We start from the raw sequence: 14,705 nt of genomic DNA on the forward strand, positions 1-14,705 counted from the left end.
AGCTGGGGTGGTGGAGACAGCGGCGGTTGGGGCGGTGGCGACTTCGGCGGTGGCGATTTCGGTGGCGACTTCGGCGGCTTCTAGCCTCTAAGCGAGGGTCTGGTCACGGCCGTCCGAAGAAAGAACGCAACTGTTCTCGCCAATGCTGGTGACCACCAGCGCTCATCAATGCAACGGCCTCGTCGCTGCGAAGCCGGCGTAATTTTCGCGCCGCCTTCAAGTGCTCGCGGCAGAACAGGCCGACGCCATCTGGTGCGGTCACACCAAGCGAATTTGACCACCCGATAACGGGATTGCCATCGATCGACGGGTCCTGCCACCCCGGGTTGTAGTCGGCGAATTCCACGGAGCCTGCCACGTCGGCGCCGCTATCGAAGCCACAGACCACACAGTGCGGCATGATCGCCATCACCAAACCTCCTTCTGCGAGCGGTTCAGAACCGGCTCTCCAGTCGCGCTGACACGCCGGCCTCCTGAAGGTCGAGCCGTTCGAGCATCGCGCGCACGGCTTCGTCTTCGATGCGGCCCGCGTCGCGTTCCTCGATCAACACCCTGCGCTGCGCTGCCAGCACGTCGCGATACAACGCCGAGAACACCTCCGACCGTTTCGTGTGCGCATCGGGATCGGGCATCTCGTCGGCATCCTGCGAGTGCCGCGCGACGACGGCACGGATCTCGGCGAGCGCGCGCGGGTCCATCCCCTCCGGCGGATTGGCCCGGAATTCGGACAGCACCTCGTCGGCGGCATCGTGCACGACACGTTCGGCCTTCAGGTCCTCCTCGCGGTCGGCGGCATGGTCGTCGGTGAACCTCGAGACCCGCAGTCGCTTGATCAGCAGCGGCAGCGTCCAGCCCTGGATCAACAGGGTGCCGACGCTGACCACGAATGCAATCGCCTGAATCATCGAACGCTCGGGAAACGGCTCGCCGGTGACAGTCGTCGCCGGAATCGCTGCTGCCGCAGCCAAAGTCACCACCCCACGCATGCCAGTCCACGACACGACGACGCTTTCCTGCCAGCTCAAGGGCCGGCGATCGATTCGCGACCGCCACTTGCCAGGCGGTTTGTCCCGACGCTGCGTGCCAAGCGCCCCGCGGCCACCACCGACCGGGATCGGCACACTGAGCCGGTTTTCCACGTGCGACGACAGCTTGTTCCTGCCGAACATGGCAAACACCGACAACGGCCGGATCACCAGGACGATCAGCAGCACGATGGCCGACACGCCTGCCACCTGCGTCAGCGATTCATGGGTCTCGCGCAGATCCTCCAGCACGAAGCGCAGATGAAGCCCGATGTAGGCGAACACAAATGCTTCGAGCAGCACGTCGACTGAATTCCACACGTATCGCTCCTGCAGCCGGGTCTGATAGCCGGCGCCCAACGTCCCGTTGCCGACGACGAAACCAGCGACGACGACCGCCAGCACACCCGATGCGTGGATCTCCTCGGCGCAGATGAACGCGGCGAATGGCACCACCAGCCCCTGCACCGTTTCCAGACCGGGGCTGGCCAATCGCTGCCGAATCCACAACGTCACATACCCGAGCGCCGCGCCGACCACAGGTCCGACGACGGCGCTGTAACCGAACAACAGGAACGGGTTCTCGATGAAGGTATGGCTGCCCGCGACCTGGGCAACCGCAACGGAGAACAACGTCAGCGCAGCGGCGTCGTTGATCAGGCTCTCGCCCGTCAGGATGGCCATCACGCGCTTGGGCAGGCCGAGTTTGCGACCCACCGCCACGGCGGTGACGGCGTCGGGCGGTGCCACGATCGCGCCGAGAACCAGCGCCGTGCCGAAAGTCAGCGGAACGACCACCAACCATGACGACACCAGAGCCACGGAAAACGCGGTGACCACGACGAGGCCGACGCCAAGGCCGAGGATCGGCCGGATGTTGCGCAGGAATGTCGGGAACGAGAAGTCCAACGCTGCGGAGTACAGCAGTGGCGGTAACACGACCGACAGCAAGATGTGCGAATCCAGTTCGGGCGCCTCAAATCCCGGCAGGAACGACACGGCGATGCCGATGACGACGATGATCAGCGCGGGTTCCAGCCCGCGCCGATGCGCCATGGCAGTGACGACGATGGCTCCGACGACGACAAGGATGAGTTCCACGCGCCGATTGTCTCTGAGTCCGCGATCCCGCGTTGACTCTGCGCCGTCGGCTGTCAGCGCGAGCAGACGCAAATGGCCCCCGACGCGCCGAGAATCAGGGCCTTTTGCGTCTGCTCGCCGGAAGAAGGGACCTCACTTCTGGCAATTCGGGCACCAGAACAAATTGCGCCCCTCCAGCACTGCCGTACGAACCTCTGTACCGCATACCCGACACGGGTCCCCTGCACGCCGATACACATACGTGCGCGGACGCCCCTTCCGGTAGGACCCCAGGCCGTGATCGTCCTCACGATCGACCGTAATGATCTTGCCGCGCCGCAGCCCGACCATCATCAGCTCGACGAGGTCCGTCCACATCGCGTCGAATTCGCCGGCGTCAACCGAAACCCCAGGCCGGTACGGGTCCATTCGATGACGGAACAACAGCTCGCACCGATAGACGTTTCCCACCCCGGCGATCACCGTCTGATCCATCAACAGGGCAGCGATCGGCCTGCGCGACTTACTGATTCGCGCCCACGCCAACGACCCGTCGGCATCGCGCCGCAACGGGTCGGGGCCTAGTCGCGCCAAAACGTCGTCGACCTCGGCGAGATCGATCACCTCACACACCGTCGGTCCGCGCAGATCGCTGCCGAAATCCGTCCCGACCATCCGCATCCGCACCTGGCCCACCGGCAGCGCCATCGGCACCTCGGATTCGCTGAAGGTGCCATAAAGGCCGAGGTGAACATGCACGACACGGCCACCCTCGTAGTGGTGGAACAGATGCTTACCCCATGCGCTCGCCTTCTTCAGCACCCGTCCGCTGACGGCGGCCGCCCCGTCGGCGAAGCGGCCCTGCGGGCTGGACACGATGACGGGCGCTCGCCCGAAATTGCGCTGGTGCAGCCGAGCCAGCCGGTGAAGTGTGTGGCCTTCGGGCATCTAGGCCGGCGCGCCCGGCACAGGCGGCGGCACGTGCGTCTCTTCGTACTTGGCCAGGATGTCGATACGACGTTGGTGCCGTTCGGCTTTCGACCACTCGGCGCTGAGGAAGGCGTCGATGATTTCCAGCGCCTCGGGAACCGTGTGCATGCGTCCGCCGATCGCAATCACCTGAGCGTTGTTGTGTTGACGCGCAAGCGACGCGGTCTCGGTGCTCCATGCCAGGCCGCAGCGGATACCGGGCACCTTGTTGGCGGCGATCTGCTCGCCGTTGCCCGAGCCGCCGATCACGATCCCGAGGCTCTCGGAGTCCCCGAGGGTCTTGAGCGCCGCGGCGATGCAGAACGCGGGGTAGTCGTCTTCGGCGTCATAGGTGTAGGCGCCGCAGTCGATGGGCTCGTGCCCGTTCTTCTTCAGGTGCTCGATGATCTCGTTCTTGAGTTCGAAGCCCGCGTGGTCAGAGCCCAGGTAGACGCGCATGGCGGCCATTCTGGCAGACCTCCTTGACGCCCAAACCAACGTATGGGTGCACAAGTGCGAGAAGACCCCGCCATTTCGTCGATCTCGGCGCGCAGAAACTTGTGCATGACAGGCTCGTGAGCGGCCTTACCGTTGAATTATGGGGATGATAGGCGTCGACAGCGCGAGCCTGGGGTCGCTGGGCGCCGAGTGCGAGTGCCGTGCAGGCGCGGGCGTTTCGTCGGCACCTGCTGTAAGCGGAGGCTTCGGCGCGACGGCGGCTGCGGTGCGGGCGCTTCATAGCGACATCGACGAGGCAGCGCGGCTAATCGCTGATCGTCTGCAGTTGACCGGCGGGATGGTGTCGAGTGCGGCGCGCGGATTCGCGGCTGCAGAGGCGGCCAATGAAGACATGCTCTACGAAGTCTGATTGATGTCAGCGACGGCACTGCCGACCGTGTCGGAGGTCCGAGCGTTCACCGGCGACTATCTGATCGAAGCCGCGTCGCACTGGACCGACAGTGCCACACGGTGGAGCGACGCCTACGACGGCTTGGTGCGCGCGGCGTCTTGCGTCCGGCGGGCGCTGAATGGAGTGGTGAAACGGCTGACGCGGCAGCACGCCGAGTCAGCGCGGATCGAAGGCGGGTCAACGGTGCCGCCGATCAGTTGACGGCTGCAGCGTCGACCGCGCGTAGGGCCGCCGACGATCTGCGCGCCGCCAAGGCCCAGTTGCTCAACACAGTGCGCGCCGCTGAAGCGGCTGGTTTCGAAGTCGGCCAGGACTTCTCGCTCACCATCGTCGAGCGCGCCACGGTAACGGAGTTGGCCGCCAGGGAAGCGCAGATGCGCAGTTTCGGGATCGTCCTCCGGGCGGATATCTTGAGGTTGGTAAAAGCAGATGAAGATGCTGGCGCCGAAATCGCCGACGCTGCAGACCGATTGCGATCACTTGACTTCGGCGATGACGATCGCCGTGCGTCCGATCGTGCAGCAATTCAAACCGTTGACTTTCACGGCGTGCCGCTTCCCGAGAAGCCGCCCAACCCGCCGCCCCTTCCACCGCCGGAAGGCTGGAGCCAGGACCCATTGATGCGCGCCGCACAGAAGATCGCCTACGGGCATGCGTGGGACCAGCATCGGGCCGACTTTCCCGGCATCAGCAATCAGGCTCAATTCGCAGAGTTCATCTATCAGAAGATGCAGCGGGCAACGAACGATCCCGGCGAAGTGACAATCGGAGTGAGCAGGAGTGATGGTGTCCCAGTCATCTACGACCCGAAGGACAACGTGCTGATTGTTCGCGATACACGGCCCAATGCGACCGACGGTGGCACGGCCTTCAAGCCCGATCTAGTCAAGGATCCGAATTTCGTCAGCAAGAAGTTCGGCTCATATCAGTCAGCTTTTTCAGCGGAGGAGCTTGCCGACCGCAACCCACCGCCGACGCCCTCTCCATCGCCTCCCAAACCCAGTTTGGGTAGCGTCGGCCCGCCAAGCGACACCATCGCCGCGCCTCGGTCGGAAGTAGGTGGGGACGGGGGCGGGGGAAGTTGGGCCGACGAGCATACAAATTCAGGGGCGTCCCCAAACTTGGACTCCAGAAAAGATTGGGGAACATACGTACCGCCAGGAGAGCTTGCGAAGCAGGATGGTGCACTCGGCATCCTCGGGCGGATACTTTCGGAACAACAGCCGCCAGATCCACATAACCCCAACAGCTGGGCTTAGCAGATGGACAGAGAGTGACGACTGATCGTGACGACGAGCGTGTCGAACTCAACCTCGACGAGGCCGAGCGCGAGCTGATGGTGCTCGTCCTCAATGAGTACGCCGGTTCTGCGCAGATGGCCGTCGAGTTGCTTCCGCCGCTGATTGGCAAGTCGAGTTACGACGAGTGGGGGGATTACGTCTTTCCACTCATGGAATCGATCGATGCAAGCGAGCCGCTAACCAATCTTGACTGGGCGTGCGCATTGCTTCTCACCGAGTTTGGATTTGGCAGCGACATGGTCGCTAACGCGCGACGGTTCGGACCCGCAAGAGACGAATACTGGGTTCTGGTCCTGCGCTCGCTGCAATCGAAGCTCAGCAACCACAGTCCGGAGCGACTCCTGAAAGACAACGCCACGTTCCCCCCGCAGGGGAGCGCGAGAAACGATCTCGTACCCGACGTTCCAAACGATGTGGAGGACATCGAACTCGACGACGACGAACGCCGGCTTGTGTCTGTGACTCTTGGCGCATACGACAAATCGCCCACCCGCGGCTTCGAATTGCTCGCCCCTGTCACCGGTCAGGCCACCTTCGAAGAATGGGCGGCATATGTGGCGGACCTGCACCAAGCCGTCGACGAGAAAGAACCCATGCGCGAACTCGAGTGGACGCGCGCCCTGTTCCTCACCGAAATCGGCTTCACCAGCACACTGCTCGGCTTCGGGAACCAGTTTCGCGGAAGCGACAAACACGGGATCACTGTCCTGCGATCACTCCAGGTAACCATCAACAGGGACCAGCGCCACCAACTCTTCCGCGACAACGCCACCTACCCGTGGATCCGCCGTCCTCAGCGCTAAGCAGGCAGCGATCGACGACTAGCTCAGCCGAACTCGGACGCTTCGGTAGCGCGCCAGTCAGCCAACGGTGATCGCGTCCAGCCGTTCCTTGATGAATGCCGACGACGTGACCGGCTGCAGGCCAGACACCCGGCCGATCGGCGGCTCCAGCGGCGTGACGAGCGCATCGTGGTTGGCCTCGTAGAAGTAGATCAGCGACACCAGATCCTCCTCGGGGGCATGCGGCTGCGGCGGCAGCACGCGGTGCCGCCCCGACGGCCACCGCCGCCCACTCCAATACTCCAGCAGGTCACCGATGTTGACGGTCAGCGCATCGGGGTCGTAGGGCGCGTCGGCCCAGCCGTCGGTGTCGGAGTACACCTGCAGTCCGCCGGCACCCGGCTCGCGGTCCAGCACCGTGACCGTGCCGAAGTCGGTGTGCGGGCCGATGCGGAACTGCCCCGGTTCGGGCTCGCCGACGACGCTCACCGGCGGATAGTGGTTGATGTTCATCGTCCACGTGGGGCGGCTCGCCAGTTCGACGAACGGGTTGGCGGGCAGGCCGAGTGCGTGGGCGAACAACGCCAGCAGCTCGTCGGACACTCGACGCATCGCCGCGGTGTACTCGTCAACCAGCGGCTGCAGCGACGCGACCTCGGCGGGCCAGGCGTTGGGCGCAAACCAGACGCGGTCCACCTCGAGATCACCGGTCGCGGTCTCGGCGCCCAGGCTGTAGCTCTCCTTCAGGTCCGGTGGCGTTTCGGTGCCCTCTGCGTACGCGTTAGCCTCGGCTCCCGGTGCGATCCACCCGTGGCCGCCGACTGGAACCGAGTAGCGCTGTTTCACCGCATCGGGCAGGCCGAAGAACTCGCGCGCGGCGGCCCGTACGCCGGCCGTCAACGTCGGGTCGACACCGTGGCCGGCGACCAGGATGAAGCCGGCCCGTTGCAACCCCTCGTCGACCTCGGCGGCGACGGCGTCGGCTGCCGAGCCGCCGACTCGCCATCGCGAAAGATCAACTGTGGCAATAGCGCTCATTCGCCGATGTCCTCGGCCCAGAGCTCCGGGTTGGCTGCGATGAAGTCGGTCATCATCGCCTTGCATCGATCGTCGTCGAGGACGGTGACCGATACGCCGTGCTCCGCCAACCAGTCATGGCCGCCGTAAAACGTCGAGGCTTCACCGACGACGACGGCACCGATATTGAACTGGCGCACGAGGCCGCTGCAGTACCAGCACGGTGACAGCGTCGTCACCATCACCGTGGAACGGTAGTTGCGCTGTCTGCCCGCCGCACGGAACGCGTCGGTCTCCGCATGCACCGACGGGTCGTCCTGCTGGACACGGCGGTTGTGTCCGCTGCCGAGCAAGGCGCCATCGGACGAGAACAGTGCCGCCCCGATTGGAATCCCACCCTCCGCCAACCCTTTTCGGGCTTCGGTGACGGCGACATCGAGCATCTGCCCTGGCGTCATACCGTGGCCGCGCGCTCCGCGGCGATCTTGGGTCGACATAACACCAGATAGCATGCCCCAGCCAGCACGAAGCCGACGAAGAACGTGATATCTCCCAGTTGGGGGACGGCCTTGGCGATGTATCCGACGAACTTCTCCTGGTTCGAGAACAGCAGTACAGACGCAACCAACCCGATGACAAACGACAACAGGCCGTTCCAGTTGGCGTAGGACCTGTCATACAGGAACCCGGCGACGGACTGGCCGCGGCGCAGGTACTGGTCGGCGAATACGACGCCGAGCCACGGCCCGATCCAATAGGCGATGATCAGCAGGAACGCTTCGTAACTGTGGGCCGCATCGGGCAGCGCCCACCATGCGACGAGGAACCCGGCGACTCCGAAGAATACGGTGACGAGCGCCCGTGCGACGTGGGCGGGAAGCTTGATCCCGATCGTCACGAAAGCCATTGCACCGGAATAGATGTTGATGGCGTTCGCGGCGATCGCTCCGACCGCGATGGCCAACAGGGTCGCCTTGGCCAACGGGGATGCCAGTTCGGACGTGAACGACCCGGTCGGATCGGCCAGCGTGGCCTCCCCCGTCGTCACCGACGCCACACCGACGATCTCCAGCACCGCACACGACACGAACAGTCCGGCAGACGCGAAGAATCCGGTGCGGGCGGCCGACACCGTCGACGGCAGGTAGCGCGTGAAGTCCGCCGCGTACGGCGTCCAGCCCGCTGCGTAGCCGAAGGCCGTCCCGACGGTGAGCATGAATCCGCCCATGCCGCCTACACCCTCGGGCGCGGCGGGGCTCGCGAAGTCGGCGTGCATGAATATCGCCACCGACGCGACCGCGAAGATCACCGCGAGAATCGGGAACGACCACCGTTCGAACGTCTGCACCAGGTTGTGCCCGAAGAATGCCAGGACGGTTTGCAGTGCCACGATGATGACCAGACCCACCAGCGGCCCGAACCCGAACAGGGTGGACAGCGCGAACGCCCCGCTGACGCTGTTGGTGGCGAACCAGCCAACGCCCGCCGTCACCGACATCAGCACCGCGGGCACGGCATTTCCCTTGAAGCCGAATGCCAACCGGCCCAACACCATCTGTGGCACGCCATGCAGCGGTCCGCGAGCCGACAGGAAGTAGTGCGCGAGTGCCCCGAGGCCTGTGCCGATGGCGATGCCGACCACTGCCTGCCAGAACGTCATCCCAAAGGCAAGCACCGCGAGCATCCCGACGAATACGGTGGCGAATTCGAGGTTTGGCGATGTCCACGTCCAGAACAACTGGCTCGGGGAGCCGTGTCGGTCGGAGTGGGCGATGAACTCGTTGCCACCCGGTTCGACGGCGACGACGCGGTCGCGGTACGTGCCGTCAGTTTGGACTGAGGGTTCCGTCGAATCGGCGACTGTCATGAACTTAACGTCGCCGCAGCGTCACGTCCCCGCAACTTGAGCGGCCAACAGTAACGCCGACGTAACTCTGGGGTCCTCAGTCGAACTCGGGCGCCTCGGTGCGCGTGCGCTTGAGCTCCCAGAAGTGCGGATACGACGCGAAGGTCACCGACGCATCCCACAGCTTGCCTGCCTCTTCGCCACGCGGGATCTTGGACAGCACAGGGCCGAAGAAGGCGACGCCGTTGATGTGAATCGTCGGCGTGCCGACGTCGTCGCCGACAGCGTCCATGCCCTCGTGGTGGCTCTTGCGCAGCGCCTCGTCGTACTTGTCGGTGGCGGCGGCCTCGGCCAGCTCGGCGGGCAGCCCCACCTCCTCCAGCGACTCCTTGATGACGGCGTCGAAGTCCTTGTTGCCTTGGTTGTGAATGCGCGTGCCCATCGCGGTGTACAGCGGCGCGAGGATCTCAGAGCCCTTGGCCTGCTCGGCGGCGATGGCCACCCGCACCGGCTTCCATGCCTGCTTCAAGCCTTCGCGGTATTCCTCGGGCAGGTCACGGCCCTCGTTCAGCACCGCAAGACTCATCACGTGGAAGTCAACCTCGATGTCGCGGACCTTTTCCACCTCGAGAATCCAGCGCGATGTAATCCAGCACCACGGGCAGAGCGGGTCGAACCAGAAACCGGCGACGGACTTCTCTGACATTGAACGGGTCCTCTCGATGGGTGACGTGGAACAAATCTCAGTCGGCACAACCATGCGCCGCGCGACGCTGTTCCAAACCTTTATGAAAGCGTGTTGTCAATGTGACCTGAGTACACCACTGTTACTCGAGTGACAATAATCGATCGATCCAGCACCTTGGCCGTGGCGGCCACCGTGATCGCAGCGGGCCTCTCGTTCGCCCCAGCTGCCCTCGCAGACACGACCAACGACGCATTCCTTAATGCGATCAACCGCGCCAACATCCCCTACGCCGACAACAACGCCGATCTCACCGCACAGTTGGGCCAGCAAGTGTGTCCGATGCTGGTCGAGCCGGGTAAGTCGTTCGCCGAGGTGGCGTCTTCCGTCGCCGACAACGGCATCAGCCCCGGCATGGCCTCGTTCTTCACCGGCATCGCGATTTCGATGTACTGCCCGCAGATGATGGGGTCGATCGGCAATGGCACGTTCCTGAATTCCCTACAGGGCCTGCAAGGGATTCCGGGCGTACCGCAGGTGCCGGGCTTCTAGCCAGACCACCAAACCTCCTCCTCGCGGGAGGGACCACTAAGTTGGACGTGTGGTACTTCCCAACTTGACCCGCGACCAGGCCGTTGAACGAGCCGCCCTCGTCACCGTCGACCGCTACCGCGTCGACCTTGACCTGACCGACGGCGCAGGCGCGCCCGGTGAGAAGACGTTCCACTCCGTGACGACAGTGGAGTTCGACGCGCTACCCGGCGCCGACACCTACGTCGATCTCGCCGCCGACACGGTGCAGCGCGCCACCCTCAACGGGATCGAGCTCGACGTGTCCGGCTACGACGAGGCCACCGGCATCGCGCTTGGCAGCCTGCAGCGGCGCAACACGCTCGTGGTCGACGCTTTGTGCCGTTATTCCAACACCGGTGAAGGTCTGCACCGGTTCGTCGATCCGGTCGACGACGAGGTCTACCTCTACTCGCAGTTCGAAACCGCGGACGCCAAAAGGATGTTCGCGTGTTTTGACCAGCCCGATTTGAAGGCGACCTTCGACATCACCGTCACGGCGCCCGCCCACTGGGAAGTGGTGTCCAACGGCGCCCCGGTCGGTGCAGACGTGGCCGGCGACACCAAGACCGTGACGTTCACCACGACCCCGCGGATGAGCACCTACCTCGTCGCGCTGATCGCCGGGCCCTACGCCTTCTGGCGCGACGCCTACAGCGATGAGCACGGCGAGATTCCGCTGGGATTGTTCTGCCGCAAATCGCTGGCCGAGTTCATGGACGCCGACCGGTTGTTCACCGAAACCAAGCAGGGCTTCGACTTCTATCACCGCAACTTCGGTGAGCCCTACGCTTTCGGCAAGTACGACCAGCTCTTTGTCCCCGAGTTCAACGCGGGTGCGATGGAAAATGCCGGGGCCGTAACGTTTTTGGAAGACTACGTCTTCCGCAGCAAAGTCACCCGCGCGTCCTACGAGAGGCGCGCCGAGACGGTGCTGCACGAGATGGCGCACATGTGGTTCGGCGATCTGGTCACCATGAAGTGGTGGGACGACCTGTGGCTCAACGAGTCGTTCGCGACGTTCGCGTCGGTGCTGTGCCAGAGCGAAGCCACCGAATACAAGGAGGCGTGGACGACGTTCGCCAACGCCGAGAAGTCGTGGGCCTACCGGCAGGACCAGCTGCCGTCGACACACCCGGTGGCCGCCGACATCCCCGACCTGCACGCCGTCGAGGTCAACTTCGACGGCATCACCTACGCCAAGGGCGCCAGCGTGCTCAAGCAACTGGTCGCCTACGTCGGCCTCGAGGCGTTCCTGGCCGGGCTGCGCGACTATTTCCGCGACCACGCCTTCGACAACGCCACCTTCGGTGATCTGCTCGGCGCGCTGGAGAAGTCCTCCGGGCGCGACCTCTCGCACTGGGGCAGGCAGTGGCTGAAGACCACCGGGCTCAACACGCTGCGCGCCGACTTCGACGTCGACACCGACGGCAAGTTCAGCCGCTTCGCCGTCAGCCAGAGCGGTGCCGAGCCGGGCGCCGGCGAGACCCGCGTGCACCGGCTGGCTGTCGGCATCTATGACGACGACGGCTCCGGCAAGCTGGTCCGGGTGCACCGCGAGGAGCTCGACATCGAGGGGGAGTTAACTGAAGTTCCTGCGCTGCAAGGTGTTTCGCGCGGCAAGCTGATCCTGGTCAACGACGACGACCTGACCTACTGCTCGCTGCGCCTCGACCCTGAGTCGCTGGAGACGGCGCTGACCCGCATCGCCGACATCGCCGAACCGCTCCCCCGGACGCTGTCGTGGTCGGCGGCGTGGGAGATGACGCGCGAGGCCGAGTTGAAGGCACGCGACTTCGTCGCGCTGATCGTCAACGGCGTCGGCGCCGAGACCGAAGTCGGTGTGGCACAACGTCTGCTGATGCAGGCGCAGACCGCGCTGCGCTCCTACGCCGACCCCGACTGGGCGTGCGCGGAGGGCTGGCCGCTGTTCACCGACAAACTGCTCGAGCTGGCCCGCGCCGCCGAGCCCGGATCGGACCACCAGCTGGCCTACGTCAACGCGCTGTGCACGTCGGTGCTGGCGCTGCGACATGTCGCCGTGCTTGCCGCGCTTCTGGACACCGATCCCGGCGAGCACGGGCTGCCCGGTCTCGTCGTCGACACCGACCTGCGGTGGCGCATCGTCACCGCGCTGGCCGCCGCTGGCGACATCGACAACGACGGGCAGGCGACGCCGTTCATCGACGCCGAAGCCGAACGGGATCCGACGGCCGCGGGTAAGCGCAACGCCGCCCGCGCGGCTGCGGCCCGCCCGCAGATCGTCGTGAAGAACACCGCGTGGCAGCTGGTGATCGAGGACGACACCCTGCCCAACATCGTCGGTCGGGCGATCATCGACGGCTTCGTGCAGTCGGGTCAGCAGGCCCTGCTGCAGCCGTTCACGGCGAAGTACTTCGACGCCATCCTCGGCGTGTGGGAGCGGCGGTCCAGCGAGGTCGCGCAGACGGTCGTCATCGGCCTTTACCCCTCGTGGGATATCAGCGACGACGCGCTGGCCGCCGCCGATCGGTTCCTGTCGGGTGACCTGCCGCCGTCGCTTCGGCGGCTGGTGATCGAAGGTCGCGCAGGGGTCGAGCGCGCGCTGCGCGCCCGCGCCTTCGACGTCAGCTAGGCCGGTGTAACGCCGGCGCTCATCACCTTGATCGCGCTGATCAGCCCGGCCATCAGGTTGCCGTAGTTGAACGAAGCCGCGGCGGCCTTCACGCCGAGCGGAGCGGACTCCTCGATGCCGCGGCCCTGCACGTCGGAGCCGTAGACGACCTCGATGGCCTTCTGGTTGGGCGACACCGCGAGCAACACCGCGTTGTTGGGAGTGGGCACCTTGGCCAGCACTTCGCGGGCGGTCGCGGCCGTGTCTGCGCCGAGGTCGCCGATGTAGACCGCGAAGCGGGCCTTGGCTTTCCGCGACCCGAACTTCAGCGCGTCGTCGAGCCGTACCAGGTCCTTGACCGGAAACGGATAGGTAACCGACAGCTCGCCGGGCTGGGTGACTCCGGAGACTCGTCCGCTGGAGGTGACGACAAAGCCGTTGGGCAGCTCCAGCTCGTCCGATCCGCGCGTCGCGACTTCACCACTTGCCACTGGCGCCGCCTCCTATCGTCAACGGGTGGGGATGCCCATGGGACTGCGGCTCGTCGGCCGCCCACAGGATCGGTGCATGCGTCCACTCGGTGTCGGACATCTCGTAGGTCGCCGGGTGCGGGCTCTTGCGGTTCTTGCCGACGCCGTAGATCAGCACGATCAAGACCAACAGGACCAGCAGCGGCACGCCGCCGAGCAGCGAATGGGTAAGTGCGGTGCTCACGACGCAAACCCTATCGTGGCCACCGGCTACGCCGCGCCCTCACCCAGGTATCGCACCCACGCCGGGTCCAGTTCCTTGACCGTCGACAGCAGCCGCCAGTGCTGCCCCTTGGGCCGCGTCGGCGTCGAGCGCAGCGTCCAGCCCAGCTCGGCCAACATCCGGTCAGCCTTGCGGTGGTTACAGGTCGAACAGGCGGCCACGCAGTTCTCCCATGTGTGGTCGCCGCCGCGGCTGCGGGGCACCACGTGGTCGACGGTGTCGGCCTTGCCGCCGCAGTACGCGCAGCGGAACCGGTCGCGGTGCATCAACGCCGCCCTCGTCATCGGAATGCGGGCCCGGTAGGGCACCCGCACGAAGGCCCGCAGCCTGATCACCGACGGCACCGTGACCGACCGGGTCGCCGAATGGATCACCGGCCCCGACGGGTCGGCGTGAACGACGTCGGCCTTGCCGCACATCAGCATGACGACCGCCCTGCGCATCGGGAGGGCGGTCAACGGTTCGTAGGTCGAGTTGAGGAGAAGAACCCGACGGCGGCCCCAAAGCGAACCTTCGCGCGCGCCCGGACGAGTCTCGACGCTGTGCAGCAGCGTCGGGGTGGGCGCCACCCCGGATAAACCCGCCGCCACCCCGGAATGCCGGTGGGCGCGGCTCTTGTTGCGATGCGCCATTCGTCCTCCGACCGACAGTCCACCATGGATTTGGGTAAATCGCATAGCAAATACCTCCGTGTCTGCTGGTCAACCGGATGAACTTCCCGTGACATCACCGGCAGGCACCCGGCTTCTGGCGGCTTGGGACAATGGGTGACGTGACTCAGTCCCAGCGGTCCTTTTACGACGAGGTGGGTGGCCACGACACGTTCAATGCCATCGTGTCGCGGTTCTACGAGCTTGTCCGCGAGGACGAGATCCTGCGGCCGCTGTATCCCGAAGAGGATCTCGACGCCGCCGAGGTGCGGCTGCGGATGTTCCTCGAGCAGTACTGGGGCGGCCCGCGCACCTATTCCGACCAGCGCGGCCATCCTCGGCTCCGGATGCGGCACAGCCCGTTCAAGATCGGGTTCATCGAGCGCGACGCCTGGCTGAGGTGCATGCACACCGCGGTCGCGTCGGTCGACTCCGAAACCCTCGACGACGAACACCGTCGGGAGCTGCTGGCCTACCTCGAGATGGCCGCGCAATCGATGGTGAACTCGCCGTTCTGAAACAGA

Annotated in this window: 18 protein-coding genes; 7 read left to right on the top strand and 11 right to left on the bottom strand. The window is 65.2% G+C overall.

Going from position 1 to position 14,705, the window contains the following annotated elements; genetic code table 11:
• Positions 1 to 103: 103 nt before the first annotated feature.
• From D6M19_RS32325 to D6M19_RS32340, 4 genes are all read right to left on the bottom strand, one after another.
• A complete protein-coding gene (locus D6M19_RS32325; RefSeq protein ID WP_123029382.1) occupies positions 104 to 409 on the bottom strand; it encodes a hypothetical protein in 306 nt (101 codons plus the stop codon).
• 25 nt (positions 410 to 434) lie between these two features.
• The gene (locus D6M19_RS32330; protein ID WP_123029383.1) at positions 435 to 2,126 is read right to left on the bottom strand and encodes a cation:proton antiporter; all 1,692 of its coding nucleotides are present in this window, start codon (positions 2,124 to 2,126) and stop codon (positions 435 to 437) included.
• A 132-nt stretch (positions 2,127 to 2,258) separates the two neighbouring features.
• Positions 2,259 to 3,053, bottom strand: a complete 795-nt coding sequence (locus tag D6M19_RS32335; protein WP_123029384.1) for an Fpg/Nei family DNA glycosylase — start codon at positions 3,051 to 3,053, stop codon at positions 2,259 to 2,261.
• Positions 3,054 to 3,533, bottom strand: a complete 480-nt coding sequence (locus D6M19_RS32340; RefSeq protein WP_206428694.1) for a ribose-5-phosphate isomerase — start codon at positions 3,531 to 3,533, stop codon at positions 3,054 to 3,056.
• A gap of 139 nt (positions 3,534 to 3,672) precedes the next feature.
• Here D6M19_RS32340 and D6M19_RS32345 point away from each other — a divergent pair, with 139 nt between their 5' ends.
• The 4 genes from D6M19_RS32345 to D6M19_RS32360 are packed head-to-tail and all read left to right on the top strand — an operon-like array spanning position 3,673 to position 6,088.
• Positions 3,673 to 3,942 (top strand): DUF6317 family protein, encoded by a 270-nt coding sequence (locus tag D6M19_RS32345; protein ID WP_123029386.1) that lies wholly within the window; start codon positions 3,673 to 3,675, stop codon positions 3,940 to 3,942.
• A 3-nt stretch (positions 3,943 to 3,945) separates the two neighbouring features.
• The gene (locus D6M19_RS32350; RefSeq protein WP_123029387.1) at positions 3,946 to 4,185 is read left to right on the top strand and encodes a hypothetical protein; all 240 of its coding nucleotides are present in this window, start codon (positions 3,946 to 3,948) and stop codon (positions 4,183 to 4,185) included.
• On the top strand, positions 4,182 to 5,243 hold the full coding sequence (locus D6M19_RS32355) for a hypothetical protein (protein WP_123029388.1): 1,062 nt from the start codon (positions 4,182 to 4,184) through the stop codon (positions 5,241 to 5,243). The genes D6M19_RS32350 and D6M19_RS32355 overlap by 4 nt, the downstream gene beginning before the upstream one ends.
• A 14-nt stretch (positions 5,244 to 5,257) precedes the next feature.
• Positions 5,258 to 6,088 carry a hypothetical protein gene (locus D6M19_RS32360; RefSeq protein WP_123029389.1) on the top strand — a complete coding sequence of 277 codons (831 nt, stop codon included), beginning with the start codon at positions 5,258 to 5,260 and terminating at the stop codon, positions 6,086 to 6,088.
• Between the two features lie 57 nt (positions 6,089 to 6,145).
• Here D6M19_RS32360 and D6M19_RS32365 read toward each other — a convergent pair whose 3' ends face one another.
• The 4 genes from D6M19_RS32365 to D6M19_RS32380 all read right to left on the bottom strand — a co-directional run bounded on the left by D6M19_RS32365 (position 6,146) and on the right by D6M19_RS32380 (position 9,636).
• The gene (locus D6M19_RS32365) at positions 6,146 to 7,105 is read right to left on the bottom strand and encodes an isopenicillin N synthase family dioxygenase (protein ID WP_123029390.1); all 960 of its coding nucleotides are present in this window, start codon (positions 7,103 to 7,105) and stop codon (positions 6,146 to 6,148) included.
• Positions 7,102 to 7,542, bottom strand: a complete 441-nt coding sequence (locus D6M19_RS32370; protein ID WP_123029391.1) for a nucleoside deaminase — start codon at positions 7,540 to 7,542, stop codon at positions 7,102 to 7,104. The genes D6M19_RS32365 and D6M19_RS32370 overlap by 4 nt, the downstream gene beginning before the upstream one ends.
• Positions 7,539 to 8,951 carry a purine-cytosine permease family protein gene (locus D6M19_RS32375; RefSeq protein ID WP_123029392.1) on the bottom strand — a complete coding sequence of 471 codons (1,413 nt, stop codon included), beginning with the start codon at positions 8,949 to 8,951 and terminating at the stop codon, positions 7,539 to 7,541. The genes D6M19_RS32370 and D6M19_RS32375 overlap by 4 nt, the downstream gene beginning before the upstream one ends.
• A gap of 76 nt (positions 8,952 to 9,027) precedes the next feature.
• Positions 9,028 to 9,636 carry a mycothiol-dependent nitroreductase Rv2466c family protein gene (locus D6M19_RS32380; protein ID WP_123029393.1) on the bottom strand — a complete coding sequence of 203 codons (609 nt, stop codon included), beginning with the start codon at positions 9,634 to 9,636 and terminating at the stop codon, positions 9,028 to 9,030.
• Positions 9,637 to 9,771: 135 nt separating this feature from the next.
• On the opposite strand from D6M19_RS32380, the gene D6M19_RS32385 reads away from it, so the two are divergent.
• Together D6M19_RS32385 and pepN are read left to right on the top strand one after the other, a co-directional pair.
• Complete coding sequence (locus D6M19_RS32385; RefSeq protein ID WP_123029408.1) at positions 9,772 to 10,167, top strand: DUF732 domain-containing protein; 396 nt, start codon at positions 9,772 to 9,774, stop codon at positions 10,165 to 10,167.
• A 49-nt stretch (positions 10,168 to 10,216) separates the two neighbouring features.
• Entirely contained in the window at positions 10,217 to 12,799 is a 2,583-nt protein-coding gene (gene pepN, locus D6M19_RS32390) for an aminopeptidase N (RefSeq protein WP_123029394.1), read from the top strand.
• Here the strand turns inward: pepN and D6M19_RS32395 are convergent.
• Genes D6M19_RS32395 through D6M19_RS32405 form a run of 3 tightly spaced genes read right to left on the bottom strand, consistent with a single transcriptional unit; the run spans position 12,796 to position 14,163 of the window.
• On the bottom strand, positions 12,796 to 13,269 hold the full coding sequence (locus tag D6M19_RS32395; RefSeq protein WP_123029395.1) for a DUF5130 domain-containing protein: 474 nt from the start codon (positions 13,267 to 13,269) through the stop codon (positions 12,796 to 12,798). The two genes, pepN and D6M19_RS32395, sit on opposite strands and share 4 nt — an antisense overlap.
• Positions 13,256 to 13,492 (bottom strand): aa3-type cytochrome oxidase subunit CtaJ, encoded by a 237-nt coding sequence (gene ctaJ, locus D6M19_RS32400; RefSeq protein WP_123029396.1) that lies wholly within the window; start codon positions 13,490 to 13,492, stop codon positions 13,256 to 13,258. The genes D6M19_RS32395 and ctaJ overlap by 14 nt, the downstream gene beginning before the upstream one ends.
• A 26-nt stretch (positions 13,493 to 13,518) precedes the next feature.
• Positions 13,519 to 14,163 carry an HNH endonuclease gene (locus D6M19_RS32405; protein WP_123029397.1) on the bottom strand — a complete coding sequence of 215 codons (645 nt, stop codon included), beginning with the start codon at positions 14,161 to 14,163 and terminating at the stop codon, positions 13,519 to 13,521.
• A gap of 131 nt (positions 14,164 to 14,294) precedes the next feature.
• Between D6M19_RS32405 and D6M19_RS32410 the strand changes: the two genes are divergently transcribed.
• Positions 14,295 to 14,699, top strand: coding sequence for a globin (locus D6M19_RS32410; protein ID WP_206428695.1), 405 nt, complete (start codon positions 14,295 to 14,297; stop codon positions 14,697 to 14,699).
• The last annotated feature ends 6 nt before the right edge of the window (positions 14,700 to 14,705 follow it).

The organism is Mycolicibacterium stellerae (assembly GCF_003719305.1).
GTDB classification, from domain to species: domain Bacteria; phylum Actinomycetota; class Actinomycetes; order Mycobacteriales; family Mycobacteriaceae; genus Mycobacterium; species Mycobacterium stellerae.

Bases quoted from the DNA above. Each gene is read 5' to 3' on its own strand.
- D6M19_RS32325 (WP_123029382.1), bottom strand. From the start codon at position 409: ATGGCGATCATGCCGCACTGTGTGGTCTGTGGCTTCGATAGCGGCGCC.
- D6M19_RS32335 (WP_123029384.1), bottom strand. From the start codon at position 3,053: ATGCCCGAAGGCCACACACTTCACCGGCTGGCTCGGCTGCACCAGCGC.
- D6M19_RS32340 (WP_206428694.1), bottom strand. From the start codon at position 3,533: ATGCGCGTCTACCTGGGCTCTGACCACGCGGGCTTCGAACTCAAGAAC.
- D6M19_RS32345 (WP_123029386.1), top strand. From the start codon at position 3,673: ATGGGGATGATAGGCGTCGACAGCGCGAGCCTGGGGTCGCTGGGCGCC.
- D6M19_RS32350 (WP_123029387.1), top strand. From the start codon at position 3,946: ATGTCAGCGACGGCACTGCCGACCGTGTCGGAGGTCCGAGCGTTCACC.
- D6M19_RS32365 (WP_123029390.1), bottom strand. From the start codon at position 7,105: ATGAGCGCTATTGCCACAGTTGATCTTTCGCGATGGCGAGTCGGCGGC.
- D6M19_RS32370 (WP_123029391.1), bottom strand. From the start codon at position 7,542: ATGACGCCAGGGCAGATGCTCGATGTCGCCGTCACCGAAGCCCGAAAA.
- D6M19_RS32375 (WP_123029392.1), bottom strand. From the start codon at position 8,951: ATGACAGTCGCCGATTCGACGGAACCCTCAGTCCAAACTGACGGCACG.
- D6M19_RS32380 (WP_123029393.1), bottom strand. From the start codon at position 9,636: ATGTCAGAGAAGTCCGTCGCCGGTTTCTGGTTCGACCCGCTCTGCCCG.
- D6M19_RS32405 (WP_123029397.1), bottom strand. From the start codon at position 14,163: ATGGCGCATCGCAACAAGAGCCGCGCCCACCGGCATTCCGGGGTGGCG.
- D6M19_RS32410 (WP_206428695.1), top strand. From the start codon at position 14,295: ATGGGTGACGTGACTCAGTCCCAGCGGTCCTTTTACGACGAGGTGGGT.